The sequence below is a fragment of the Bradyrhizobium sp. FW305-F6 genome, from assembly GCF_058782905.1.
Genome location: NZ_JBYSYD010000002.1, coordinates 447,641 through 468,001, shown reverse-complemented (window position 1 = coordinate 468,001; position 20,361 = coordinate 447,641). Strand labels below are relative to the sequence as shown.

The window sequence follows — 20,361 nt, the reverse complement described above, 5'->3', positions numbered from 1 at the left end:
GCGATGGGCAAAATCCAGTTCGCCAGGTACAATATCGGCCAAGTGATCCGCCACCGACTTTATGCGATGCGCGGCGTCATTTTCGACGTGGATACGTCGTTTGCCGGCACCGATGGCGAATCGGCATCCGACGGGATAGCAACGAGGCTGGTCTATCGGCTTTTCGCCGAAGACGACGAAATTCCCTATGTGGCCTGTATTGCCGAGAATGACCTGGAGCCCGATGATTCCGGCGAGCCGGTCAGTCATCCCGGGATCGGGACGATGTTCGAGGTCGGCGAAGCAGGTGGCTATCGCCGGCGCAGGCACGTGATGAACTGACGCGCGAGGTGCGTGGCGACGCCAGTCTACTCGATCCCCTGTTCGCGCGCCTTCATCATCGCGGCGATGCGGAAACGTTCGTGGATCGCGACCGGATTGGCGAGCATGCCGGCCTCCGCCTGCTTGAACGCGGCGAGAACGACCTCCGCCTCAGCCTGCGTCAGGGGCACGCGGCCGGCCATGTGAGTCGCCTCCGGCGCGGCGGCACGGATCGCGCGACGATAAGGGTGATCCTTCACCTCGATCAGCTCGTTCGCCTCGAGCTTGCCGCCCAGCGTGATCGCAAGCCCGACCACCTCGAGCTTGCGGCCGTCCTGCGTGGTCTTGACCAGGATCGCCATCACGGCACCAGCGGCATGGCAAAACCGGGACGCGGATGGGCGTCGTAATAGTCCGGGCGTTCCGGCCATCCGCCTTCGGCGATGAACTTGAAGGCGGTGATCTTCACCGGCGCACCTTGCGAGCAGGAGACCTCGGCGAATTTGATCTCGCGCGGGCCCGGTCCGGCGGAGAAGTCCGCCACGACGGTCCCGTCGGCCTTGCAGGCCCGCGCAAAGCCCGGCGTGCCGACGCTGCTTGCCGGCACCGGATTGGCCGCGAGGGTCACGCCGCCGGCTTCAGCACTGAAAGCGGGGCTTGCAAACTTGAACGTGGCGAGCACGCCGCTGCGATCGACGGGGCGATCGGCAGTGACCGGGCGCGCGACCGAATAGACGGTCAGCGTGCCGCCATCGAGCAACGCCTTGATCTCGTCTTCCGAGCAGGCGGCGAATTCAGACGCGACGTTCATCTTTTTCTCCATGCCGAAGGGGCCTGGCTGAATAGCATCAATTTCCATGCCAGCTCGCGCGAGTGCGTCGACAGCTACGACGCCGCAGAATTTGGAGAGAATCGGCGCGCAATCGGCCCCACATGCCGAACCGGCGGGTGACAACGCTGTCGCATGTCGGATTCCTGACCTGACGCGGTCGCCAAGTCAGGTCTCCGGCCTAGCGCGATTCTTGCAACGTTCGGACGATCCGGACGCCAACGAGGACAGCATGGACCAGAATACCGCCTATGCGATCTGCGCCTTCAACGACATTCCAAGCCAGCGGGCGATTGGGTTTCATCTTCAAATCGTCGGCGAGGACGGCGCGCCGCGGCCCTGGTCCATCGTGATCGTGCGCTGGGGCAAGCAGGTCTTCGGCTATCTCAACCGCTGCCCGCACAATGGGGTGAACCTGGATTGGGAGCGCAACCAATTCCTGGACGGCAAGGACACAAGGCTCATGTGCGGCAAGCACGGAGCCACATTCGAGCTCAGCACCGGCATTTGCGTGGACGGGCCGTGCAAGGGCGAGAGCCTGACGCCGATCGCGCTCGCCGTGCTCGACGGCGACATCTGCGTGACCGGCGTCTCGCTCGTGGAGGACGACGAGACGGCTTGCGAGGAAGAGGTCTGACGACGATGCGTCAGACCGGGCGGTTCTCGTTGCGGTTCTTCACCGGCTCCATCTTCGCAACGCCGTCTTCGAACGAGATCTCGGCATAGGAGCCATCGAGCTCCATCGCGGCATCGAGCAGATAGTCGAGCTTCCCGGCGGTGTCGAGCTTCTTGATGTCGTTCTTGTCCACGCCGGCGAGATCCATCATCTCCTTCCACACCGTCGATTCGTCGCATGGCAGGATGCGGAATTCGATGTCGCCGATCCGTGTGCGGTATTTGGCGAGAAGATCGATGTTGTTGCAGAAGATGAAGTAGCTGCCCTTCGGGCTCAACGCGCCATCCAGCACTTTTGCGAGGTCGGCGAGATAGGCGTAGGAATGCAGGTAGCCGGCGAGCACCGGGATGGTCTCTTCGCCCTCCTGCGCGACGGTCAGCACCTGCTCGATCGAGTAATCCGGCGGGCGCTTTTCATCGGCGACCTGGGTCTGGAATTTCAGCGCGATGTCGCCGCGAAAGCCGAAGCGGCCGGGCTTGGTGGTGTCGCCCTTCAGCACCGCGTTCAGCAGCCGGCCCTCCTTGTCCAGGCGGCCAAGGGCGGTGTTGTCGATCGACGTCATGGATCTCTCCTGTCTCATCTGCCGCGCGTCCGTCTGGCCGCTGCGAAGGGTTCGATCGCCCTTATGCAAGGAGTTTGCCGCCTGCCTGCTTATGCGCCGAAAGTGTAGATGCAGCGGCGATCCGGACGGCGCGGCGCGCCGCTCCGGTATCGCCTTGCCATTCCGCGTGCCACGCGCTGCTGACGCCGCCTGTCGCAAACCCGACAAGCGTCGCAAAGGCAACAGCCGGGTCGCGGAACGAAAATGCAGCAATTTCAGGCGCGTGCGCTCTGGCACGGGACTTGCGATCCCCCTGATCCAACAGACCCAAACAGCGAGGGCGAGCGATGATCAACCTGACGGACAGCGCGGTGAATGCGGTGAAGACCGCGATCTCCTCGGCAGCACAGCCGGCGAGCGGCCTGCGCATCATGGTCGAGACCGGAGGCTGTGCCGGCTTCAAATACATGATGGGCATCGCCGAGGAAGCCAAGCCCGACGACACCGTCATCGAGCGTGGCGGCGTCAAGGTTTTCGTCGACAATCAGAGCCACGAGCATCTCAACGGCACCACGATCGACTTCGTCGTGGCGCTGGAGGGATCCGGCTTCACCTTCGACAACCCCAACGCCAAATCGAGCTGCTCCTGCGGCAAGTCGTTCAGCTGATCGGCGCTCGTCGTCGATCTGCAGGAAAAAGCAAGAGAGAGAATGTGAAATGCTCGTCGAATCCGAACACCATAAGCAGTTGCCGGCAGCTGAACCCAGCGAGCGCGAACGCATCGTTCGTGCCGTGCTCGACGAGGTCAGGCCCAATCTCAAGCGCGATGGGGGCGATTGCGAGTTGCTCGAGATCGACGGCAACAAGATCATGGTCAGGCTGACCGGCGCCTGCGTGTTCTGCAAGCTGGCGAGCGCGACGCTCGAAGGCATCCAGGCCCGGCTGATCGAGCGTCTCGGCGAGTTCGTCCGCCTGATCCCCGTCGCCGGAGCGGCCAAAGCTCGCCATTGAGAAGAGGGGGGCTCCGTGCGGCCGATCTACCTCGACAACAATGCGACGACCCGCACGGACCCTTCCGTCGTCGCGGCGATGCTTCCGTTCTTCTCCGAACAGTTCGGCAACGCATCTTCGGCTCACGCCTTCGGCAGCGACGTCGCCGGGGCGGTGAAGGAGGCGCGACGCAGCGTGCAGGCGCTGATCGGCGCCGCCTTCGACCACGAAATCGTCTTCACCTCGGGCGGTACCGAGTCGGACAATGCGGCGATCCTGTCGGCGCTGGCCGTGCAGGACGGGCGGGACGAGATCGTCACCACCGCGGTGGAGCATTCCGCCGTGCTGTCGCTGGTCGAGGAGCTCGACCGGCGCGGCATCAAGAGCCATCTCATTGCCGTGGATACGCGTGGACGCCTCGACATCGAGGCATACAGGCGCGCGCTCGGCCCGCGTACCGCGATCGCGTCCGTGATGTGGGCAAACAACGAGACCGGAACGGTCTTTCCGGTCGAGTTCCTGGCCAAGATGGCGCGTTCCGCCGGCGCGCTGTTTCACACCGATGCGGTGCAGGCCGTCGGCCGGCTTCCGATCGATCTTAAGGCGAGCGAGATCGACATGCTCTCGCTGTCCGGCCACAAGCTGCACGGTCCCAAGGGCATCGGCGCGCTTTATGTGCGCAAGGGAACGAAGTTCAAGCCGCTGATCCTGGGCGGTCCGCAGGAGCGTCGCCGCCGCGCCGGCACCGAAAACGTTCCCGGCATCGTTGGTCTCGGCAAGGCCGCCGAGCTTGCGGCGGCGCAGCTCGAACGGGAATGGGCGGAGATCGCCGCCCTTCGCGACCGGATGGAGAAGGGCATCCTGCGGCTCGGTCAGTGCATGGTGCTGGGCGACCTCAAGAGCCGGCTGCCGAACACCTCGAACATCGCCTTCGAGCATGTCGAAGGAGAAGCGATCATCCATCATCTGAACCGCGCCGGCATTGCCGCATCGCTGGGATCGGCCTGCGCCTCCGGCTCGATGGAGCCGTCACACGTGCTGCGGGCGATGCATGTGCCGGCCGCCTCGCTGCGCGGAGCGATCCGTTTCTCCCTGTCCCGCGAGACCACGGCCGAAGAAATCGACCGGGTGCTGCTGGCCCTGCCTGAGATCCTTTCGAAACTGAGAGCATTGTCTCCTTCGTGGCAAGAGCGCGCGAGCGACACCTCTCGTCCTGCGGAGATGAGCCTATGAAAGTCATGATTCGCCGCTCGCCGGAGACCGGCCTGTCGATCTACGTGCCGAAGAAGGATCTCGAGGAGCCGATCGTGGATTCCGAGCACGAGACGCTCTGGGGCGGCTGGATCAAGATCGCCAATGGTTGGGTGCTGGACCTGCCGCAGATGGCCGCCGATACCAACCTGCCGATCACCATCAACGCCAAGAAGCGCGGCGGCGAGGGAGACGAGTGATGAACGCTCCGGTCCCGCAGATCGATTTCGCCGCGCCCGCGGACGCCGAAGCCATCCTCAGCGAGGTTGTCTCGCGGCTGCGCCGCGGCGACGTCATTCCCTATCTCGGGCCAGGCGTCGCCGAGCTCGGCGAGCCGGCCGTGCCGATGAACCCGGAGGCGCTGGCGGCCTTCTTCGGCACCAGGGTAGCACTGCCGCGCCGCGCCCGCGGCAATGCCTGGGCGTCGGCGCAGCACATCGAGAGCACCAGGCACCGTGCCACCGTGACCGCGCTGATGGCGGAAGCCTTCGCCACCCCGGTCGCACCGACCGCGCTCCATCGCCATCTCGCCACCATGCCGCTGCCGTTGATCGTCGACAGCTGGTACGACGGCGCGATGCGCAGCGCGCTCGCCGGACGACAAGATTGGGGCGAGATCCAGGGCATCACGCGCGCCGGCATTGGCGAGGACCGCTGGTATCGATTCTATGACGCCGCAGGCCAGGAGGTCGATCGAGCGCTGGCCAAGGCCTGGACCACGATCCTCTACAAGCCGCACGGCAGCGTCGCGCCGGCCAAGAACTTCCTGATCTCCGATGCCGACTACGTCGAGGTGCTGACCGAGATCGACATCCAGACGCCGATCCCGGACGAGGTGAAGGCACGCCGCACCGGCCGGAGCTTCCTGTTCCTCGGCTGCCGCTTCAACGACCAGCTGTTGCGCACCTATGCGCGGCAAGTGTCAAAGCGTTCGACCGACACCCATTATGTCGTGGTCGAGCCCGATGCGCTCTCGAAGAACGAGCTGCGCTTCCTGGTGAGCCAGGGTCTGACCCCGCTCGCCATCCCGCTTCCGCGCGCGATCGAGGTCGTCTTGGCGGGCTGACCTTTCGTCGCATTGTCGATCTGACCACGCCGCGCGGACCTTGTTCGCGCGGCGCGCGTTTGGTCGGCGGTCAAGTCCCCCTGCGGCGACGTCGTGTCTGTCACCTTTGCAACATGCGTTCGCAACCCGACATTCCCGCGCGATCGCGCTAACTCCTTGAAGCAAGCGAAGAAAGTCGCAGGGCCCGACGGTGGCATGCGGGTTGCTAATACCTTTCTAGAACGGCTCTTAGGACGCTTCTCGAAATTCGAGCCGCAAATCTGTTCGGCCTGCAAGGAGAACTGAGCACATGGACGTTTCAGCGCAACACGACGCGAGCGGCAACGGCGGCAATGTCGGCGAGATCATGCAGGCCATCGCAGAGCACAAGGGCTGCGGCACGACGGGGGGCAGCGGCAAGGCGAGTTGCGGATCGCAGGCCGGACAGGGCGACCTGCCGACCGAGATCTGGGAGAAGGTGAAGAATCATCCCTGCTACAGCGAAGAGGCGCATCATCATTACGCACGCATGCACGTCGCGGTCGCGCCGGCCTGCAACATCCAGTGCAACTACTGCAATCGCAAATACGACTGCGCGAACGAATCGCGCCCGGGCGTGGTCAGCGAGAAGCTGACGCCCGAGCAGGCGGCCAAGAAGGTGCTGGCCGTCGCCTCCACCATCCCGCAGATGACCGTGCTCGGCATCGCCGGCCCCGGCGATCCCCTGGCGAACCCGGAAAAGACGTTCAAGACCTTCGAGCTGATCTACAACACGGCGCCGGACATCAAGCTCTGCCTGTCGACCAACGGCCTGATGCTGCCTGATCATGTCGACACCATCGCAAAATACAATGTCGACCACGTCACCATCACCATCAACATGGTCGATCCCGAGATCGGCGCGAAGATCTATCCCTGGATCTTCTACAAGCACAAGCGCTACACCGGCTACGAAGCCGCCAAGATCCTGACCGACCGGCAGCTCCAGGGCCTGGAGATGCTTACCGAGCGCGGCATCCTCTGCAAGGTCAACTCGGTGATGATCCCCGGCATCAACGACCAGCACCTGGTCGAGGTCAACAAGGCTGTGAAGTCGCGCGGCGCCTTCCTGCACAACATCATGCCGCTGATCTCCGCGCCGGAGCACGGCACCGTGTTCGGCCTGAACGGCCAGCGTGGCCCGAGCGCGCAGGAGTTGAAGGCGCTGCAGGATTCCTGCGAAGGCGAGATGAACATGATGCGGCACTGCCGGCAGTGCCGCGCCGACGCGGTCGGTCTGCTCGGCGAGGACCGCAGCGCCGAGTTCACCACCGAGAAGATCATGGCGATGGAAGTGAAGTACGACGCCGACACCCGCAAGGCCTATCAGGAGAAGGTCGAGGAAGAACGCATCGCCAAGGTCGCCGCCAAGCAGGAGGAGCTTGCCGAGCTCGCTGGCAACTCCAGCGACATCAAGGTGCTCGCTGCGGTCGCGACCAAGGGTTCCGGCCTGATCAACGAGCATTTCGGCCACGCCAAGGAGTTCCAGGTCTACGAGCTCTCCACGGCGGGCGCCAAGTTCGTCGGCCATCGCCGCGTCGATCTTTACTGCCAGAGCGGCTATGGCGAGGAGGACAGCCTGGAGACCATCATCCGGGCCATCAACGATTGCCATGCGGTCTTTGTCGCCAAGATCGGCGGCTGCCCGAAGGGCGACCTGATCAAGGCCGGCATCGAGCCGGTCGACCAATACGCCCACGAGTTCATCGAGAAATCCGCGATCGCCTGGTTCAAGGCCTATCTCGACAAGGTCAACAGCGGCGAGGTCGAGCATGTGGAGCGCGGTGATGCCGCCATCCGCCAGGGCGCTCTGATTTCGGCTGCTTGAGGAGAGACCGATGCCGTTCAAGATCATCGCCTCGCAGTGCACGAGCTGCTCGGCCTGCGAGCCGGAATGCCCGAACGTCGCCATCCGGGAAAAGGGCGGGACGTTCGTGATCGACCCCAAGAAGTGCACCGAATGCCTCGGCCATTTCGACGAGCCGCAATGCGTGGCGGTGTGCCCGGTCGACAACACCTGCGTCATCGATACGTCACTGCCGCGCTACCAGGCGCCTGCTTGAGGGGGATGGAATGAACTTCACGATTACACCGGCGGCGCAGAAGTTCATGCGCATGATGCTCCGCGTCGATGGCGGCGCCGGCAGCGGGTTTCGTCTTGCAGTCAGCCCGGGCGGCTGCTCCGGCCTTGCCGCAGACATCAGCGTTCGTGCTGAGCCGCAGGCCGGCGACGCGGTGGTCGAGCGGGACGGCGTCAAGATGTTCCTGCCGGCCGAAAGCCGCCTGCTGCTCGACGGCGTGACCATCGATTTCGCTGATACGGCAACCCAGACCGGGCTCGTGTTCCACGATCCGAAACAGGTCTCCTGCGGACATCATTGAACAGGCGCCGATGATGCCCGACAGTTTCGTCAGCCCGCAGGTCGAGATCAACGAGGCGCTCGTCACCGGCGCCTTGCTCGGCCGCGGGCTGCCGAGCGAGGCGGAGCATCATCTCTGGGAAGCGGGTCGTTCCTATCATCTGGACGACATCGCGGAGCGCCATCTGCGGGAAGCCGAGACGCTCGCGCCCGGTCACGCGGCGGTGCTGATCGGCCTCTATCGCTTCTACTTTTACAAGGGGCGTCTGGCCGAGGCGCTGGACGTCGCGCGCCGCTGTCTCGCGAAGGCCGCCGAGGAAAGCAATCTTCCGGCCGATTGGCGACAGGTGCAAGCGGGCGACGCCGAGTTCGGCCGTTACGAGAACATCCTGCCGCGCTTCTTCCTGTTCTCACTGAAGGGCTACGCCTATCTGCAGATGCGCCTCGGCCAGACGGAAGAGGGGCGGTTCGCAGTCCAGAAGCTGCTGGAGCTCGATCCCACCGACAAGATCGGCGCCAAGGTTCTCCTCGGCGTGCTCGATCGGATGGGGCAGGACGATGAGTGACGACATCGACGAGACCCTCGATTGGCAAGGCCGTCAGGTCGATTGCGAGGCCTGCCCGCATCTGGCGCTGAGCGGCGCCGGCGGCTGCCGGATCGGGCATGCCTGTGTCCACGATCGCTATGCGCGCCGCATCGACCGCTTCTTCAACTGGAATCCGAGGCTTGCCGACGGTTATGTCGGCCATCCGCATTTCGAGGTGCGCGCAATCGCCGCGAAATCTGCCAATCTGTTCCTGCTGCCGCCGCTGCTCGGGGATGCCGACGAGACGGTGCGCTGGAACGCCGTTCGCCGCCTGCCCAGGCGCTATGCGCTGCAATTGCGCGAGGACCCGCATCGTGAGGTGAGGATGCGGGTTGCCACCCTGATCGACGGCGATGATCTGCTGCCGATGGCGTCCGATGCGGACTATTACGTCCGCCTCGTCGTCGCGCGCCGCTTGGCGCCGCCGCTGCTCGGCCGGCTGATCGACGACGGAGAACCGGAGGTTCGCCGCGTGGTGGCCCGGCGCATTCCGGAGGATTGGCTGCTCGGCATGATCAACGACCATGACGCCGCCGTGCGGCTCGAGGTCGCGCAGCGCCTGTCGCCGGAACTGCTGGCACTGATGCGCGGCGATCTGGATTGGCGCGTCCGCTACGAGGTTGCGAGCCGTGCCGCCGTCGGTGAGCTCATGAGTCTCGCCGAGGACCAGGATGGCCTGGTGCGGGAAGTCGCACGGTCGCGGGTCGCCGTGCGGCTGGAGCGAGGAACGGGAGCCTCCCTATGAGCAACATCGTCCGCGACAGCGACGTCGTCGAGCTGAGCGCTCCGCCATTCTTCAGCTTCGGCGAGAAGGTGCGAGCCAAGCGCACCATTCGCAACGACGGCACCTATGCCGGCAAGGAGATCGGCGACATTCTCGCCAAGAAGGGCGAGATCGGCTACGTGGTCTCGATCGGCACCTTCCTCCAGCAATTCTACATCTATGGCGTTGAATTCCTCGATAGCGGCAATCGCGTCGGGATGAAGCGCAAGGAGCTCGACCCCGTCACCCCGCGCGACGCGGTCGAGGACATTCCATTGCCGGAGACCGTGTCATGATGATCGAGCCGAGACTGCCGAAATATCAATGGGGCCAGCGGGTGAAGGCCGCGGTGGACCTGCTCAATGACGGCTCGTTCCCGGACGCGCCCGCCGAAGGCCTCCTCGTCGGCGTCGGCGGCACCGGCGAGATCGTTCAGGTCGGCCGGCATACCGACGCCAATCTGCCGATCTATCTCGTCGAGTTCGGCGAGCGGCTGGTGGTCGGTTGCCTCGAGGAAGAAATCAGTCCGCTCTAGGGATGATGTCACGATGAACGCCGCGGTCCTCAGACAGCCGGACGCAGGCTTGCCCGCGCACCCCAACGAGCTCGATCGCAGGCGGATCGAGCGCGCACTCGGATCGCGCAAGCGCTATCGCTACGTGTCGCCGATCGTCAGGGGCGTGACCGGCGGGTATCTCGTCGAGAGCCCCTGCTGCTCGCGCAACATCGACGCCGAGGGCGGTGTCATCGACGTCGCGCTGCTGCATCACGATGCGGCGGGCGCGAGCTGGAAGCTCTTCCGAAAGGACCACAAGACCGGCGCCTGGGAGCTGCACGGCGTGCACCAGCGGCTGGCGTCGGTGACGGAGATATTGAACGCCGATCCCGAGCGCGTGTTCTGGCAATAGCAGGAGGTTGGGAAGATGGCGCTTGCGGCAACCGAACTGACCGAGATCGAGCGGATGCTCGCATCGCCCGAAGCGGCGGCCCAGCTCTATCTCGAGCTGCGCCGGAAATTTCCCCACCTCGCCTGGATCCGCTGCGATGCCTCGGACGTAGCGGAGACCCCGTACCGCAGCTTTGGCGCGTTCGACCTGCATTTGCTCGACAGCGCCGATCATTGCGCGCAGATCACGAACGATCCCGCACGTGCGACCGGCATCGTGCTGGCGAGCCGGGGGGCCGCGTCATGACCGAGCCTGCTCTCGCTTACGACGACGTTGCGGAAGTGGGCGAGGCGCCCGCCGCGTCGGGCCACGACTTCATTCCGCTCTCCGACCCCGACATCACGCTGGCGGAGATCGGGGCGGTGGATGCCGTCCTGCGCGCGCCGCGGCTTTCCAGCGGGCCGATGGCGGAGGAATTTGAGGCGGCGTTTGCCGCCTATGTCGGCCGAGCCTATGCGATTGCAGTGCCGAGCGGCACCATCGGCCTTCTGCTGGCGCTGAAGGCGTATGGCATCGGTGCTGGCGATGAGGTCGTGGCGTCGTCCTATTCCTTCCGCGAGACCGCGCATGCGATCAGCCTCGCCGGCGCGCGGCCGGTGTTCGCCGATATCGATTATTGGTCCGGAACGCTGGCGGCGCAGAAGGTGGAGGAGCGGATCACGCCCAGGACGCGCGCCATTCTCGCGGCCAATACCAACGGCCATCCCGCGCCCTGGTCGGAGCTGCGCGACATCGCGGACCGGTGCGGCGTCCTGCTGCTGGAGGATTCAACCGAGGCGATCGGTTCGCGCTACAAGGACAGGCTGGTCGGCAGTTTTGGCGATGTCGCCGTGTTCGATTTCGCGCAACCCTCGCTGCTGACCTGCGGCGAGGGCGGAATGGTCGTCACCGACGACATCGACCTCGCGGTGACCTTGCGCCGTCACCGCTCACACCGGCTGAGCGAGCGCTCCTCGGTCGTGGTGAGCTCGACGGCTGCCTATCAAGCCGGGATCAGCGATCTCGCGGCAGCGCTTGGCCTCGCCCAGCTCAAACGTATCGACGAGATCATCGAACGCCGCCGGCTGGTCGAGCAGCTCTATGCGACGCATGTGCAGTCCTTCGAGGGCATCAAGCCCCCCTATATCGCCCCCGACGTGACGGAGGTGAACTGGTTCCTCTATCTCGTGCATCTGGGCACGCGCTTCACCCGTTCCAGTCGCGACGCCATTGCCGAGGATCTCCGGGTCGAGCAGGTCGAGGCCGTCGCCTACAGCCATCCGCTGCATTTACAGCGGCATTACTTCGATCTCGGCTACCGGCGCGGCGACCTTCTGGTGACCGAGAAGATCGCCGATCGCGCGGTCGCGCTGCCGTTCCACACCCATCTGACGGACAGCCAGATCGAATTCATCGTCGAGACCATGAAGGACGCCTCGATCAACGTGGGCGCGGGTGCGGCGATCTACTGAAAGAGCCCATCACCAACGAAGAGGATGACGATCATGACCACGCTGACCGTGATGCCCGCCGGCAAGACCATTGAGGTTTCCGAGGGAACGACAATTCTTGCCGCTCTGCTCGGCGCCGAGATCGCGATTCCGCACAAATGCGAAGGTCAGGCCAAATGCGGCTCCTGCCACATCTTCGTGCAGGAAGGACGCAAGGGCTTGTCCAAGATCGCGCGGCTCGAGAACGAGAAGCTCGACAGCATCGTCGGGGTCGGGTCGAAGTCGCGCCTCGCCTGCCAGGCCACCGTGCTTGGCACCGAGGACGTCAAGATCGAGCTGCTCGGCTTCTCGTCGGGTTTCTGAGCGGGGGAGTGGCACGATGGATACGCAGAAGCTCATTCTCCACGCGCGCTTTGCGCCGAACGGCACCGTGGTCGAGATCAGCGAACGGCCAGAGGGCCTCACCCCGCAGGCCTGGTTCGACTTTCTCAGCGACAAGGCCGGCGACGTCTACCAGGCGCTTGCCGGCGGCCGCGGCGTGTTCCGCCTGACGCGCGAGGAACTGACGGCGCTGAAGCAGGCGGCCGCGCCGGCGGCGGCCTAGCCCGGGAGAGCGCGGATGGCGAGCGAAGAGATCGACGTGTTCGTCATCTGTGCGAGCGACGAGATCGAGCGCGGCGGCGCGCGGGCGTTCAGCCTGTCGCGCTTCGATGCGTCCGGCGAGAGCCGGCCGTTCCCGATCGTCGTGATCCGAACCCATGGCAACGACTATGTCGGTTACGTCAATGCCTGCCCGCATGACGGGGTCTGGCTCAATATCGGCAGCGGGGATTTCTTCACGCAGGACCGCGCCTTCCTGAAATGCGGCCGCCACGGTGCCACCTTCGAGATCGACAGCGGGATCTGCATCGACGGGCCCTGCAGCGGCAAGAGCCTCCAACCCATCGCGCTCACCGTCGTCGACGGCGAGGTCTGCCTCTGCGGGGAGCGGCTGGTCGAGGACGACCGTCCGTTCAACGCGTTCGACGACCATGACGAGACCATGGATATCATGATTCATCCGGATTAGCGGAGAAGGGGTCGTGACCGTCGCCCAGCTGCTTGATCGCCTGAAGAGGCTGCCGGAGGACGCCGTCGTGCTGATGGACAGCGGCGGCGGGCTCTCGCGCGTCTCGACGGTGGAGTTTGTCGCCGATCAAGGCCCCGGCGCGCCGGCGGAGGTTATCCTGTCGCCCAGCATGGACGAGTAGGCACAACGAGAGGCTTCGGCATGAGCGATACGGTGGTCACTGTCTCGATGTACGAACGGATCGGCGGGCCGGTCGTGATCGACCGCCTGGTGGAGGGCTTCTATCGCCGGATGGACGCACTGCCCGAGGCCGCCGGCATTCGCGCCATGCACGCGGACGACCTGACGTCGACCAAGCAGGTGCTGAAGCGATACCTCACCGAATGGACCGGAGGGCCAAAGCTCTATTCGCCCGAGAAGGGCCACCCCCGGCTGCGCCAGCGCCACATGGGCTTTCCGATCGGCAGCGCCGAGCGCGACGCTTGGCTGTTGTGCATGCGCGGCGCGCTGGGGGAGACTGTCGTCGACGAAGTAGCGCGAGCCGAGCTCGACGCGGCGCTCACCAAGCTCGCCGACTGGATGCGCAACCAGGCCGGCAATCCGCACGATGCGCGCGGTGGGCCTCACTGAGGGGCTTGAGAGATTGTCCAGCGGATGGATAGGTAACAAAACAGACCGGATGGATGGGTAACAGTCGTTCATGATTTGGTCGGCTGGGGCGCAGCGCTAGAGCTGCGCCCCAGCTTGCGTGTTTTCTGGTCGATGATGCCGATCGGTACGTCGAAGAAGCGCACTTGCCAGGAGCCCTCCTCGGTTTCCTCGACGGCAACGGCTTCACCACCGAGAGCGCTGCAAATGTGGATGAACTCGCCTCGCCATTTGATCTCGCCGTTGGAGCGGACCTGGCGCACCGCAGCTTCGGCCGGGTAATCCGGCTCGGGAAGCCGCCTCGGCATTGCACGTGGCGAGGGCTGATAGACGCTGGCAGGTGGGCGTTGGCCAAGCGACTCGTGCGGCCGCTCCTCGTTGTAGTCGCGCATGAATGCCGCAAAGCGACGGGCCTGCACAGCCTGGGTCGGCGGCGTTGGCCGCATGGCTTCCAGAAGCGTGAGGTGGAAACGCTCGTGCCGGCCATTCTGCTGCGGATGGCCAGGGTCAATCCGTTCATGGCGGATGCCAAGCTTGATCCACCATACCGACAGCGCGGTCAGACCGGTGATCCCGGTCGAGGCGAACGGCGAGCCGTTGTCAGAGCGGATTATCTGCGGCAAGCCGTACTCGCGAAATGCCCGCTCCAGCAGAGGCTGGCACTCGGCATATTGCGTGCTACCCGTCGCCGCCAGGCTAATCAAATAGCGGCTGAAGCCATCGGTCGCCGTGAACGGTTCAACGCGATATCCGTCGCCCAACCGGATCCAGCCCTTGTGGTCGAGGGCCCATACATGGTTGGCATGCTGAGGCACCGTCAGTTGCCTCATCCGCGGCGGCGCACGTCGCCGGACCCTGCGGTCGTCAACCAGTCCCGCCCGTTTGAGAATCTCGCCTGCCGTCGAGGCAGACGGCCAATCGACATCCCCTTGACGAGCCTCAAGCTTGCTCACGATCTTGCGCGGTCCCCAACTCGGCCGCTCAAGCCGCAGCCCCACAATCGCATCCACGATGTGCTGTGGCGTCGCTCGCCCATGCACCCGCGCTGCATGCGACCGATCCGCAAGCCCTCCAGGTCCTTCCAGCCGGTAGCGCTCCAACCATTTGTAACCGGTCTTGCGGCTGATCTCGTAGCGCTCGCAAAGCTCCGTCATCGTCCACAAGCCGGTTCGATGTTCCGAAATGAAGCTAACCCGTTCGTCCATTGTGCAGCTCTCTCGCCAAGGCATCGGCTGTTCCTCCCAGCCGACAGAGAACTGTCACCCATCCATCCGGTCTACTGTGTTACCTATCTATCCGGTCTGGACAAGATCTTTCCTTCTCCCCTTGTGGGAGAAGGTGGAGCGAAGCGCCGGATGAGGGTTTCGCTCCGCGCCCTCGAACAAGAGTTTCTCTCGCGGAGAGAACCTCTCACCCGTCTCGCCGCTACGCCATAGCCGATGCGAAGCATCGGCGTTCTTGAGAACGGCGGCCGAAGGCCGCCTATGCCACCCTCTCCCACAAGGGGAGAGGGACCACTCTCACCCCGACAACGGCAATCCGAAGAATTCCTCCTCGGAGCCGCCCCAGGCCTTGTGCAAGGCAAGGCCGCTCTGCCACCGGCCCAGCTCGGACTCATTGGCGGTGCGATGAGTGATCTTGCCATCGGGCTTCTCGGCCAGCAGGAAGGTCCTGCCGTTGCGAATGAAGCGGTTGAGGTCTTTGGTGTCGGTCGGCCGCACCACGCAGCGCGGCGCATCGTCGATGAGGATGGTGGTCGGAAGCATCGCGCGGGGCTCCCTCAATCAGTCGGCGGCCCGAGATCGTCGTCGCCCTTCTTCTTTTTCTTCTTCTCGGTCTTGGCCTGGGCATAGGCGCCGGCATTCTTCAACAGGATCGGCTTCTGTCCCTCGACATATTGCGAGATCCAGAACAGAGTCCGTTCCAGTGCCGTCGCCGCCGCGTCCTCGCGATAGCTGCCGCGCTCGCCGCAGCCGAAACCCTTGATGGACTCGGGATAAGTGAAGGCGCTGACATCGGGACGCCAGGCGCGAAATTGCGTGATGGCCTCGAGCGGCAGCTCCGGGTCGCTCTCGCCGAAATGCAGCAGCGTCGGCACCTTGCGCTTCTCGCGATAGTCGGCAACGGTCTCGCTGCCGTCATAGCCGATCACGCAGGCAATGCCGTTGACCTTGTTGGCCGCGGTGTAGGCGAGGTCGCCGCCCCAGCAATAGCCGACGACCGCAACCTTGCCGGCGTGCTTCACCGAATCGACGGCCGCCTGGATGTCCGAGATCGCCTGCGCCCTGTCGATCTGCACGCTGATGGCGGTGCCTTCGGCCTTGCCGCCGTCGTCGTGACCGAGACTGATGCCCGGCTTCACGCGGTCGAACAGGGACGGTGCGATCGCGACATAGCCCTTGGCCGCAAAAGCGTCGGCAACCTCACGGATCTCGGTCGTGACGCCGAAGACATCCTGAAGGACCACGACGGCTCCCTTGGGCGTCTCCGCAGGCTCGGCTCGATAGGCGGTGAAACTTGCTCCGTCGCTGGCGGTCAGATCGATCATGGCATCCTCTCCTCTCCGGTGGGGCTTGTGGTTGTTCTAGAGCAAGCCGAGCTCGAGCTTGACGTCGTCGCTCATCCGCGAGGAGTCCCATGGCGGATCAAACACCAGCTGCACCGCGACCTCAGTGACGCCATTGACTTCGATGACCGCCTTCTCCACCCAGGACAGCATCTCGCCGGCGACCGGACAGCCCGGCGCGGTCAGCGTCATGTCGATCTCGATAAGGCCGCCGTCCTTCGGCGCGATCCGGTAGATCAGGCCGAGGTCGTAGATGTTCACGGGAATCTCAGGGTCGTGAACCGTGCGCAGCGCGGCGACGATGCCCACGATCAGCGTCTCGTTGTCGGCAAGCTCTGTGCTCGTCATCGCTCCCTCATTGAAGTCCCTCGGCGAGCGCCGCAACGACTGGCCAGCCCACCGCGCCTGCAGGGTCGAGCCTACGCAGGGCCGCGAGCAGCTCGTGTGCCTGCCTACGCTCGTCCTTGCGCAGATGGATGAAGGCGAGCGCTTTCAACGTGTAGAGCGCGAAGCGGCCGGCGCCTTCCGGCAGCTCGGCCTGTGGCTGCCAACTTCGCCAATCGGGATCCAGGCCGGCCTGGTGGGCGGCCTCGCGCAGCCCGCGCTCGGCGATGCTCTGAGCCTCGTCGAGACGGCCGCGATAGGTATGGGTCTTGTAAAGGCAGAAATAGACCGCGAGCTCGGTCGGGGCCGCATCGAGAGCCTTGCGAAAGATCCGATCGGCCTCGATCGGGTTCCGCCGATAGCTCACCACGCCCTGCTGGAGCAGCGAGTCGATCTCCGGTGCAAGCTCGCCGAAATTGATGCCGTCGGAGTCGACGAGCACGGCCGTCATGATGCGCTCGCCGGCATCGCGATCGGGCGCCGCTCGTCCAATCTGCTGGAGCCTGTGTGAGACAATTCGAGTTCCTCCTCTGGCATGGCGCTATGCGGATGCAGTCCTCACAAAGCAAAAGCCGGGCCGGACGAGATTGCGGCGAAAAGCGCGTTGTTTCCTGCCATTGCGAGGGTTCGTCGCAGTGTCCGGAGCGAGGTCCGTCGGCATTCGTCACGTCATCGACATGCACGCACGAAGTGTTGTCGCAAGCCGGACATCGCTGTGATGCCCGGCACGCAAGTCCCTCTGAACACACATGTTCCGAAACTGGTTTGGCGCTTGCATGGTTCGGACGCAGAGCAGGAGTGTACGACATGGCTATGGCGGGACCGGACATCGAGCAATTGATCAGGGACGCGTTTCCGGACGCTCATGTGATCGTCACCGATCTGGCCGGCGACGGCGACCATTACGGCGCGCGCGTCGTCTCGCAGGCGTTTGCCGGCAAGAGCCGGATCCAGCAGCATCAGATGGTCTATGCCGCCTTGAAAGGGAAAATGGGCGAGGCGCTGCATGCGCTGGCGCTCGAGACCGCGGTGCCGACATGACTATGGAAGGATAGACGAATGAGCGAATCGACCGAACAACGGATCAGGGACATCATCTCAGGCAGCGATGTCGTGCTGTTCATGAAGGGCGTTCCGGCCGCGCCGCAATGCGGCTTCTCCGGCAGCGTCGTGCAGATCCTGAATGGTCTCGGCGTGCCCTTCACCGGCATCAACGTGCTCGCCGATCCCGACATCCGCGAAGGTATCAAGTCATTCTCGAACTGGCCGACCATTCCCCAGCTTTACGTCAAGGGCGAGTTTCTCGGCGGCTGCGACATCGTGCGCGAGATGTTCAAGCTGGGTGAGCTGGCAGCCGTGCTGAACGACAAGGGTGTTGCGGTGGCGGCGTCATGAGCGACGGGATGACCGAGGAGTTCGAGCTGCCGCAGCTCTACCGCCATCACGTCTTCGCCTGCCACACCCAGCGGCCGCCCGCCCATCCGCGCAGTAGCTGCGGTGCGTCCGGCGGCGGGCCGCTGTGGGAGCGGCTCGGAAAGGCCATCGAGGCGAAAGGACTCACCGATGTCGGCTTCACCGCATCGGGTTGTCTCGGCTTCTGCGCCGCCGGCCCGCTGATGGTCGTTTACCCAGACGGCGTCTGGTACCGGCCGACGACGCCCGAGGATATCGACGAGATCGTCGATGAACACCTGAGACAAGGCCGGCGCGTCGATCGTCTGGTGATGGTGCTGGCGCGGAGCTGAGTGCTACCGTTGCGCCGAGCGCGGCATCGTCTCCGGCCGCGTGCAGCCCTGAAAGTCGTTTCGCTCAGCGCCGAGCAGCGACGGGACCGGCTCGCGGTCGAAGCCGGCGCATCTGGCGTCGCCGGCTTCGATCAGCGGACGCCGGATCAGCAGGGGATCGTCGCGCATCAGCGCGATGGCGTCCGCCGCGTCGATCTCTGCCGGGTTCACCTCGCCGGATTTGACGCGAGGCGCGGCGGGGTTGAACCAGGACGTGACGGGGCTCGTACCGAAGAACGTGAGCAGACGCTCTGCAGTCCACGGCTCGGTCAGGAGATTCCTCGCAATCACCTGATGGCCTGCCGCCTCCAGCGCGCGGATTTGCCGGGCGTTGGTTCCGCAACCGGGCTTCTGGTAGAACAGGATCGTGGCCACGCCGCTGGTCCTATTTCATCATGCTGAGCTGCACCAGCGGCGCGGCGCCGCCGCGGCCGAGGATGGTGTCGACCTTCTTGCGGACACCTTCGAGCGTCAGCGGCTTCACCACCGCCCCATGGGCGCCGGCCTTCATGGCTTCAACCGCGGTGGCCTCGTCGGACTTGTCGGTGACGATGAGGATGCGGACGCCTGGAAATTTCGCGCCGAGATCGCCGACCAGGCCGGCGCCCCGCGCCTTCAGGAACGAGACGCCGAGCAGCACCAAGTCCGGCCTCAGCCAGTCCACGCCCTTCTCATAGGCCTCTTCCGGCGTGGCGAGCTCGTGGGTCTCGATCTCGTCATGCAGCATAAACTGCAGTGCTGCGCGGGTGATCTCGTCCTCGTCGACAACGAACACGCGCCGCTGGTCGACCGCCTTGGCCGTCTCGACACCGATCTGCATCAGTCGTTCTCCTCTATGGCTTCGCGAGAAGAGGTAGCAATTTCCGTTCCGCATCTGCGCACGGCAATCACGGTGCATTGGCACCGCAAGCACGCCGATTCTTGTCCGGTTTCTGACAGAGACCGTACCTCTGTAGGGTTCGGCACAGCTCCTGTCGGCGGCGGCCCTCGAAATATTTCGCAAGCGCAGTCAGCGTCTTAGAGCGCGCGCAGCGAATGGCACGCCAGTTGCTATTTGGATGCCGCAACAACGAGTGAGGGCTGAGAACACGCCGACGCCGCTGGCGAGCGATGTTCTCCTTCCCGAACCCCGCGGGCCCACGCTTCTGAGAGAGAAGCAAATCTCGCGCGAGCAGCGCGGAGTCATTTGGCAATCGGTTGATGGAGAGCAACATGTCTTCACTGAGGCAAATCGCGTTTTACGGCAAGGGTGGCATCGGCAAATCGACGACGTCGCAGAACACGCTCGCGGCGCTTGCCGAGATGGGTCACAAGATCCTGATCGTCGGCTGCGATCCCAAGGCGGACTCGACCCGCCTGATCCTGCACGCCAAGGCGCAGGACACCATTCTGAGCCTCGCGGCCAACGCGGGCAGCGTCGAGGATCTCGAGATCGAGGACGTCATGAAGGTCGGCTACCGGGACATTCGCTGCGTCGAGTCCGGCGGACCGGAGCCCGGCGTCGGCTGCGCCGGCCGCGGCGTCATCACCTCGATCAACTTCCTGGAAGAGAACGGCGCCTATGAGGACATCGACTATGTGTCCTACGACGTGCTCGGCGACGTCGTCTGCGGCGGCTTCGCGATGCCGATCCGCGAGAACAAGGCGCAGGAAATCTACATCGTGATGTCCGGCGAGATGATGGCGATGTACGCCGCCAACAACATCTCCAAGGGCATTCTGAAGTACGCCAATTCCGGCGGCGTTCGTCTCGGCGGCCTGGTCTGCAACGAGCGTCAGACCGACAAGGAGCTGGAACTGGCGGAAGCGCTGGCCAAGAAGCTCGGCACCCAGCTCATCTATTTCGTGCCGCGCGACAACATCGTGCAGCATGCGGAGCTGCGCCGCATGACGGTGCTGGAATACGCGCCGGATTCCCAGCAGGCGGATCATTATCGCAAGCTCGCGACCAAGATCCATAACAACGGCGGCAAGGGCATCATCCCGACCCCGATCAGCATGGACGAGCTCGAGGACATGCTGATGGAGCACGGCATCATGAAGGCGGTGGACGAAAGCCAGATCGGCAAGTCCGCGGCCGAGCTCGCGATCGCCTGACGATCCTGCCGGCCTTCCCATCCGGGAAGGCCGGCCTCTCTCGACAACTCGAGCG

At 64.4% G+C, this 20,361-nt stretch carries 36 protein-coding genes; 26 read left to right on the top strand and 10 right to left on the bottom strand.

What is annotated here, in order from left to right; translation table 11 throughout:
- Positions 1-3: 3 nt before the first annotated feature.
- On the top strand, positions 4-321 hold the full coding sequence (gene hspQ / locus AC3WLX_RS13550) for a heat shock protein HspQ (RefSeq protein WP_492336306.1): 318 nt from the start codon (positions 4-6) through the stop codon (positions 319-321).
- A 26-nt stretch (positions 322-347) separates the two neighbouring features.
- On the opposite strand, the gene AC3WLX_RS13545 is transcribed toward hspQ, so the two are convergent.
- Together AC3WLX_RS13545 and AC3WLX_RS13540 are read right to left on the bottom strand one after the other, a co-directional pair.
- Positions 348-662 (bottom strand): hypothetical protein, encoded by a 315-nt coding sequence (locus tag AC3WLX_RS13545; protein ID WP_492336305.1) that lies wholly within the window; start codon positions 660-662, stop codon positions 348-350.
- Entirely contained in the window at positions 662-1,111 is a 450-nt protein-coding gene (locus AC3WLX_RS13540) for a hypothetical protein (protein ID WP_492336304.1), read from the bottom strand. The genes AC3WLX_RS13545 and AC3WLX_RS13540 overlap by 1 nt, the downstream gene beginning before the upstream one ends.
- A 250-nt stretch (positions 1,112-1,361) precedes the next feature.
- Here AC3WLX_RS13540 and AC3WLX_RS13535 point away from each other — a divergent pair, with 250 nt between their 5' ends.
- Entirely contained in the window at positions 1,362-1,766 is a 405-nt protein-coding gene (locus AC3WLX_RS13535; protein ID WP_492336303.1) for a Rieske (2Fe-2S) protein, read from the top strand.
- 10 nt (positions 1,767-1,776) lie between these two features.
- Here the strand turns inward: AC3WLX_RS13535 and AC3WLX_RS13530 are convergent, their stop codons facing one another.
- Positions 1,777-2,367 carry a hypothetical protein gene (locus AC3WLX_RS13530; RefSeq protein WP_492336302.1) on the bottom strand — a complete coding sequence of 197 codons (591 nt, stop codon included), beginning with the start codon at positions 2,365-2,367 and terminating at the stop codon, positions 1,777-1,779.
- Positions 2,368-2,693: 326 nt separating this feature from the next.
- Between AC3WLX_RS13530 and AC3WLX_RS13525 the strand changes: the two genes are divergently transcribed.
- The 20 genes from AC3WLX_RS13525 (at position 2,694) to AC3WLX_RS13430 (ending at position 13,457) form a co-directional block, all read left to right on the top strand.
- Positions 2,694-3,014: an iron-sulfur cluster assembly accessory protein gene (locus tag AC3WLX_RS13525; RefSeq protein ID WP_131870834.1), complete on the top strand. Its 321-nt coding sequence runs from the start codon at positions 2,694-2,696 to the stop codon at positions 3,012-3,014.
- Positions 3,015-3,063: 49 nt separating this feature from the next.
- Positions 3,064-3,357: a NifU family protein gene (locus tag AC3WLX_RS13520; RefSeq protein ID WP_492336301.1), complete on the top strand. Its 294-nt coding sequence runs from the start codon at positions 3,064-3,066 to the stop codon at positions 3,355-3,357.
- Between the two features lie 15 nt (positions 3,358-3,372).
- The gene (gene nifS, locus AC3WLX_RS13515) at positions 3,373-4,569 is read left to right on the top strand and encodes a cysteine desulfurase NifS (protein ID WP_492336300.1); all 1,197 of its coding nucleotides are present in this window, start codon (positions 3,373-3,375) and stop codon (positions 4,567-4,569) included.
- A complete protein-coding gene (gene nifT / locus AC3WLX_RS13510) occupies positions 4,566-4,787 on the top strand; it encodes a putative nitrogen fixation protein NifT (RefSeq protein ID WP_291622069.1) in 222 nt (73 codons plus the stop codon). Before nifS ends, nifT begins: the two co-directional genes overlap by 4 nt.
- Positions 4,787-5,653: an SIR2 family NAD-dependent protein deacylase gene (locus AC3WLX_RS13505; RefSeq protein ID WP_492336299.1), complete on the top strand. Its 867-nt coding sequence runs from the start codon at positions 4,787-4,789 to the stop codon at positions 5,651-5,653. The genes nifT and AC3WLX_RS13505 overlap by 1 nt, the downstream gene beginning before the upstream one ends.
- 289 nt (positions 5,654-5,942) lie before the next feature.
- On the top strand, positions 5,943-7,499 hold the full coding sequence (gene nifB, locus AC3WLX_RS13500; protein ID WP_492336298.1) for a nitrogenase cofactor biosynthesis protein NifB: 1,557 nt from the start codon (positions 5,943-5,945) through the stop codon (positions 7,497-7,499).
- A 10-nt stretch (positions 7,500-7,509) separates the two neighbouring features.
- Positions 7,510-7,734, top strand: coding sequence for a 4Fe-4S binding protein (locus AC3WLX_RS13495; RefSeq protein ID WP_025037807.1), 225 nt, complete (start codon positions 7,510-7,512; stop codon positions 7,732-7,734).
- A 10-nt stretch (positions 7,735-7,744) separates the two neighbouring features.
- Positions 7,745-8,053, top strand: coding sequence for a HesB/IscA family protein (locus AC3WLX_RS13490; RefSeq protein ID WP_291622056.1), 309 nt, complete (start codon positions 7,745-7,747; stop codon positions 8,051-8,053).
- 13 nt (positions 8,054-8,066) lie between these two features.
- Positions 8,067-8,597 carry a tetratricopeptide repeat protein gene (locus AC3WLX_RS13485; protein WP_492336297.1) on the top strand — a complete coding sequence of 177 codons (531 nt, stop codon included), beginning with the start codon at positions 8,067-8,069 and terminating at the stop codon, positions 8,595-8,597.
- Positions 8,590-9,363: a 4Fe4S-binding leucine-rich repeat protein gene (locus AC3WLX_RS13480; protein WP_492336296.1), complete on the top strand. Its 774-nt coding sequence runs from the start codon at positions 8,590-8,592 to the stop codon at positions 9,361-9,363. The genes AC3WLX_RS13485 and AC3WLX_RS13480 overlap by 8 nt, the downstream gene beginning before the upstream one ends.
- Entirely contained in the window at positions 9,360-9,677 is a 318-nt protein-coding gene (locus tag AC3WLX_RS13475; protein WP_291622051.1) for a nitrogen fixation protein NifZ, read from the top strand. Before AC3WLX_RS13480 ends, AC3WLX_RS13475 begins: the two co-directional genes overlap by 4 nt.
- Positions 9,677-9,916: a nitrogen fixation protein NifZ gene (locus AC3WLX_RS13470; RefSeq protein ID WP_291622073.1), complete on the top strand. Its 240-nt coding sequence runs from the start codon at positions 9,677-9,679 to the stop codon at positions 9,914-9,916. Before AC3WLX_RS13475 ends, AC3WLX_RS13470 begins: the two co-directional genes overlap by 1 nt.
- A gap of 13 nt (positions 9,917-9,929) precedes the next feature.
- Complete coding sequence (locus tag AC3WLX_RS13465) at positions 9,930-10,289, top strand: DUF3024 domain-containing protein (protein ID WP_291622049.1); 360 nt, start codon at positions 9,930-9,932, stop codon at positions 10,287-10,289.
- Between the two features lie 15 nt (positions 10,290-10,304).
- Positions 10,305-10,574, top strand: a complete 270-nt coding sequence (locus AC3WLX_RS13460; protein ID WP_291622047.1) for a DUF6129 family protein — start codon at positions 10,305-10,307, stop codon at positions 10,572-10,574.
- Entirely contained in the window at positions 10,571-11,779 is a 1,209-nt protein-coding gene (locus AC3WLX_RS13455) for a DegT/DnrJ/EryC1/StrS family aminotransferase (protein ID WP_492336295.1), read from the top strand. Before AC3WLX_RS13460 ends, AC3WLX_RS13455 begins: the two co-directional genes overlap by 4 nt.
- Before the next feature lie 33 nt (positions 11,780-11,812).
- Complete coding sequence (locus AC3WLX_RS13450; RefSeq protein ID WP_291622043.1) at positions 11,813-12,121, top strand: 2Fe-2S iron-sulfur cluster-binding protein; 309 nt, start codon at positions 11,813-11,815, stop codon at positions 12,119-12,121.
- Positions 12,122-12,137: 16 nt separating this feature from the next.
- Positions 12,138-12,362: a hypothetical protein gene (locus AC3WLX_RS13445; RefSeq protein WP_492336294.1), complete on the top strand. Its 225-nt coding sequence runs from the start codon at positions 12,138-12,140 to the stop codon at positions 12,360-12,362.
- 15 nt (positions 12,363-12,377) lie between these two features.
- Positions 12,378-12,827 carry a Rieske (2Fe-2S) protein gene (locus tag AC3WLX_RS13440; RefSeq protein WP_492336293.1) on the top strand — a complete coding sequence of 150 codons (450 nt, stop codon included), beginning with the start codon at positions 12,378-12,380 and terminating at the stop codon, positions 12,825-12,827.
- Between the two features lie 13 nt (positions 12,828-12,840).
- Complete coding sequence (locus AC3WLX_RS13435) at positions 12,841-13,008, top strand: hypothetical protein (protein WP_492336292.1); 168 nt, start codon at positions 12,841-12,843, stop codon at positions 13,006-13,008.
- A gap of 20 nt (positions 13,009-13,028) precedes the next feature.
- Complete coding sequence (locus tag AC3WLX_RS13430) at positions 13,029-13,457, top strand: group II truncated hemoglobin (RefSeq protein ID WP_492336291.1); 429 nt, start codon at positions 13,029-13,031, stop codon at positions 13,455-13,457.
- A 68-nt stretch (positions 13,458-13,525) separates the two neighbouring features.
- Here AC3WLX_RS13430 and AC3WLX_RS13425 read toward each other — a convergent pair whose 3' ends face one another.
- The 5 genes from AC3WLX_RS13425 to AC3WLX_RS13405 form a co-directional block, all read right to left on the bottom strand.
- Entirely contained in the window at positions 13,526-14,680 is a 1,155-nt protein-coding gene (locus AC3WLX_RS13425; protein ID WP_492336290.1) for an IS481 family transposase, read from the bottom strand.
- 315 nt (positions 14,681-14,995) lie between these two features.
- Positions 14,996-15,241, bottom strand: coding sequence for a hypothetical protein (locus tag AC3WLX_RS13420; RefSeq protein ID WP_492336289.1), 246 nt, complete (start codon positions 15,239-15,241; stop codon positions 14,996-14,998).
- A 14-nt stretch (positions 15,242-15,255) separates the two neighbouring features.
- A complete protein-coding gene (locus AC3WLX_RS13415) occupies positions 15,256-16,023 on the bottom strand; it encodes a dienelactone hydrolase family protein (RefSeq protein WP_492336288.1) in 768 nt (255 codons plus the stop codon).
- A gap of 36 nt (positions 16,024-16,059) precedes the next feature.
- Positions 16,060-16,389 (bottom strand): iron-sulfur cluster assembly protein, encoded by a 330-nt coding sequence (locus AC3WLX_RS13410; protein WP_291622029.1) that lies wholly within the window; start codon positions 16,387-16,389, stop codon positions 16,060-16,062.
- A gap of 7 nt (positions 16,390-16,396) precedes the next feature.
- Positions 16,397-16,876 (bottom strand): hypothetical protein, encoded by a 480-nt coding sequence (locus AC3WLX_RS13405; RefSeq protein WP_291622027.1) that lies wholly within the window; start codon positions 16,874-16,876, stop codon positions 16,397-16,399.
- Positions 16,877-17,232: 356 nt separating this feature from the next.
- Between AC3WLX_RS13405 and AC3WLX_RS13400 the strand changes: the two genes are divergently transcribed.
- The 3 genes from AC3WLX_RS13400 to AC3WLX_RS13390 are packed head-to-tail and all read left to right on the top strand — an operon-like array spanning position 17,233 to position 18,170.
- Positions 17,233-17,466, top strand: coding sequence for a BolA family protein (locus AC3WLX_RS13400; protein ID WP_492336287.1), 234 nt, complete (start codon positions 17,233-17,235; stop codon positions 17,464-17,466).
- A gap of 18 nt (positions 17,467-17,484) precedes the next feature.
- Entirely contained in the window at positions 17,485-17,820 is a 336-nt protein-coding gene (gene grxD / locus AC3WLX_RS13395; RefSeq protein ID WP_291622023.1) for a Grx4 family monothiol glutaredoxin, read from the top strand.
- Complete coding sequence (locus tag AC3WLX_RS13390) at positions 17,817-18,170, top strand: (2Fe-2S) ferredoxin domain-containing protein (RefSeq protein ID WP_492336286.1); 354 nt, start codon at positions 17,817-17,819, stop codon at positions 18,168-18,170. The genes grxD and AC3WLX_RS13390 overlap by 4 nt, the downstream gene beginning before the upstream one ends.
- A 3-nt stretch (positions 18,171-18,173) precedes the next feature.
- Here the strand turns inward: AC3WLX_RS13390 and AC3WLX_RS13385 are convergent, their stop codons facing one another.
- On the bottom strand, positions 18,174-18,584 hold the full coding sequence (locus tag AC3WLX_RS13385) for an ArsC/Spx/MgsR family protein (RefSeq protein ID WP_492336285.1): 411 nt from the start codon (positions 18,582-18,584) through the stop codon (positions 18,174-18,176).
- Between the two features lie 10 nt (positions 18,585-18,594).
- Complete coding sequence (locus tag AC3WLX_RS13380) at positions 18,595-19,029, bottom strand: response regulator (protein ID WP_492336284.1); 435 nt, start codon at positions 19,027-19,029, stop codon at positions 18,595-18,597.
- A gap of 392 nt (positions 19,030-19,421) precedes the next feature.
- On the opposite strand from AC3WLX_RS13380, the gene nifH reads away from it, so the two are divergent.
- Positions 19,422-20,306, top strand: coding sequence for a nitrogenase iron protein (gene nifH / locus AC3WLX_RS13375; RefSeq protein ID WP_291622017.1), 885 nt, complete (start codon positions 19,422-19,424; stop codon positions 20,304-20,306).
- Positions 20,307-20,361 lie beyond the last annotated feature (55 nt).

Coding starts and splice junctions, on each gene's coding strand:
- hspQ (WP_492336306.1), top strand. CDS start 4: ATGGGCAAAATCCAGTTCGCCAGGTACAATATCGGCCAAGTGATCCGC.
- AC3WLX_RS13545 (WP_492336305.1), bottom strand. CDS start 662: ATGGCGATCCTGGTCAAGACCACGCAGGACGGCCGCAAGCTCGAGGTG.
- AC3WLX_RS13540 (WP_492336304.1), bottom strand. CDS start 1,111: ATGAACGTCGCGTCTGAATTCGCCGCCTGCTCGGAAGACGAGATCAAG.
- AC3WLX_RS13535 (WP_492336303.1), top strand. CDS start 1,362: ATGGACCAGAATACCGCCTATGCGATCTGCGCCTTCAACGACATTCCA.
- AC3WLX_RS13530 (WP_492336302.1), bottom strand. CDS start 2,367: ATGACGTCGATCGACAACACCGCCCTTGGCCGCCTGGACAAGGAGGGC.
- AC3WLX_RS13525 (WP_131870834.1), top strand. CDS start 2,694: ATGATCAACCTGACGGACAGCGCGGTGAATGCGGTGAAGACCGCGATC.
- AC3WLX_RS13520 (WP_492336301.1), top strand. CDS start 3,064: ATGCTCGTCGAATCCGAACACCATAAGCAGTTGCCGGCAGCTGAACCC.
- nifT (WP_291622069.1), top strand. CDS start 4,566: ATGAAAGTCATGATTCGCCGCTCGCCGGAGACCGGCCTGTCGATCTAC.
- AC3WLX_RS13505 (WP_492336299.1), top strand. CDS start 4,787: ATGAACGCTCCGGTCCCGCAGATCGATTTCGCCGCGCCCGCGGACGCC.
- nifB (WP_492336298.1), top strand. CDS start 5,943: ATGGACGTTTCAGCGCAACACGACGCGAGCGGCAACGGCGGCAATGTC.
- AC3WLX_RS13495 (WP_025037807.1), top strand. CDS start 7,510: ATGCCGTTCAAGATCATCGCCTCGCAGTGCACGAGCTGCTCGGCCTGC.
- AC3WLX_RS13490 (WP_291622056.1), top strand. CDS start 7,745: ATGAACTTCACGATTACACCGGCGGCGCAGAAGTTCATGCGCATGATG.
- AC3WLX_RS13485 (WP_492336297.1), top strand. CDS start 8,067: ATGCCCGACAGTTTCGTCAGCCCGCAGGTCGAGATCAACGAGGCGCTC.
- AC3WLX_RS13480 (WP_492336296.1), top strand. CDS start 8,590: ATGAGTGACGACATCGACGAGACCCTCGATTGGCAAGGCCGTCAGGTC.
- AC3WLX_RS13475 (WP_291622051.1), top strand. CDS start 9,360: ATGAGCAACATCGTCCGCGACAGCGACGTCGTCGAGCTGAGCGCTCCG.
- AC3WLX_RS13470 (WP_291622073.1), top strand. CDS start 9,677: ATGATCGAGCCGAGACTGCCGAAATATCAATGGGGCCAGCGGGTGAAG.
- AC3WLX_RS13465 (WP_291622049.1), top strand. CDS start 9,930: ATGAACGCCGCGGTCCTCAGACAGCCGGACGCAGGCTTGCCCGCGCAC.
- AC3WLX_RS13460 (WP_291622047.1), top strand. CDS start 10,305: ATGGCGCTTGCGGCAACCGAACTGACCGAGATCGAGCGGATGCTCGCA.
- AC3WLX_RS13455 (WP_492336295.1), top strand. CDS start 10,571: ATGACCGAGCCTGCTCTCGCTTACGACGACGTTGCGGAAGTGGGCGAG.
- AC3WLX_RS13450 (WP_291622043.1), top strand. CDS start 11,813: ATGACCACGCTGACCGTGATGCCCGCCGGCAAGACCATTGAGGTTTCC.
- AC3WLX_RS13445 (WP_492336294.1), top strand. CDS start 12,138: ATGGATACGCAGAAGCTCATTCTCCACGCGCGCTTTGCGCCGAACGGC.
- AC3WLX_RS13440 (WP_492336293.1), top strand. CDS start 12,378: ATGGCGAGCGAAGAGATCGACGTGTTCGTCATCTGTGCGAGCGACGAG.
- AC3WLX_RS13430 (WP_492336291.1), top strand. CDS start 13,029: ATGAGCGATACGGTGGTCACTGTCTCGATGTACGAACGGATCGGCGGG.
- AC3WLX_RS13425 (WP_492336290.1), bottom strand. CDS start 14,680: ATGGACGAACGGGTTAGCTTCATTTCGGAACATCGAACCGGCTTGTGG.
- AC3WLX_RS13420 (WP_492336289.1), bottom strand. CDS start 15,241: ATGCTTCCGACCACCATCCTCATCGACGATGCGCCGCGCTGCGTGGTG.
- AC3WLX_RS13415 (WP_492336288.1), bottom strand. CDS start 16,023: ATGATCGATCTGACCGCCAGCGACGGAGCAAGTTTCACCGCCTATCGA.
- AC3WLX_RS13410 (WP_291622029.1), bottom strand. CDS start 16,389: ATGACGAGCACAGAGCTTGCCGACAACGAGACGCTGATCGTGGGCATC.
- AC3WLX_RS13405 (WP_291622027.1), bottom strand. CDS start 16,876: ATGACGGCCGTGCTCGTCGACTCCGACGGCATCAATTTCGGCGAGCTT.
- AC3WLX_RS13400 (WP_492336287.1), top strand. CDS start 17,233: ATGGCTATGGCGGGACCGGACATCGAGCAATTGATCAGGGACGCGTTT.
- grxD (WP_291622023.1), top strand. CDS start 17,485: ATGAGCGAATCGACCGAACAACGGATCAGGGACATCATCTCAGGCAGC.
- AC3WLX_RS13390 (WP_492336286.1), top strand. CDS start 17,817: ATGAGCGACGGGATGACCGAGGAGTTCGAGCTGCCGCAGCTCTACCGC.
- AC3WLX_RS13380 (WP_492336284.1), bottom strand. CDS start 19,029: ATGCAGATCGGTGTCGAGACGGCCAAGGCGGTCGACCAGCGGCGCGTG.
- nifH (WP_291622017.1), top strand. CDS start 19,422: ATGTCTTCACTGAGGCAAATCGCGTTTTACGGCAAGGGTGGCATCGGC.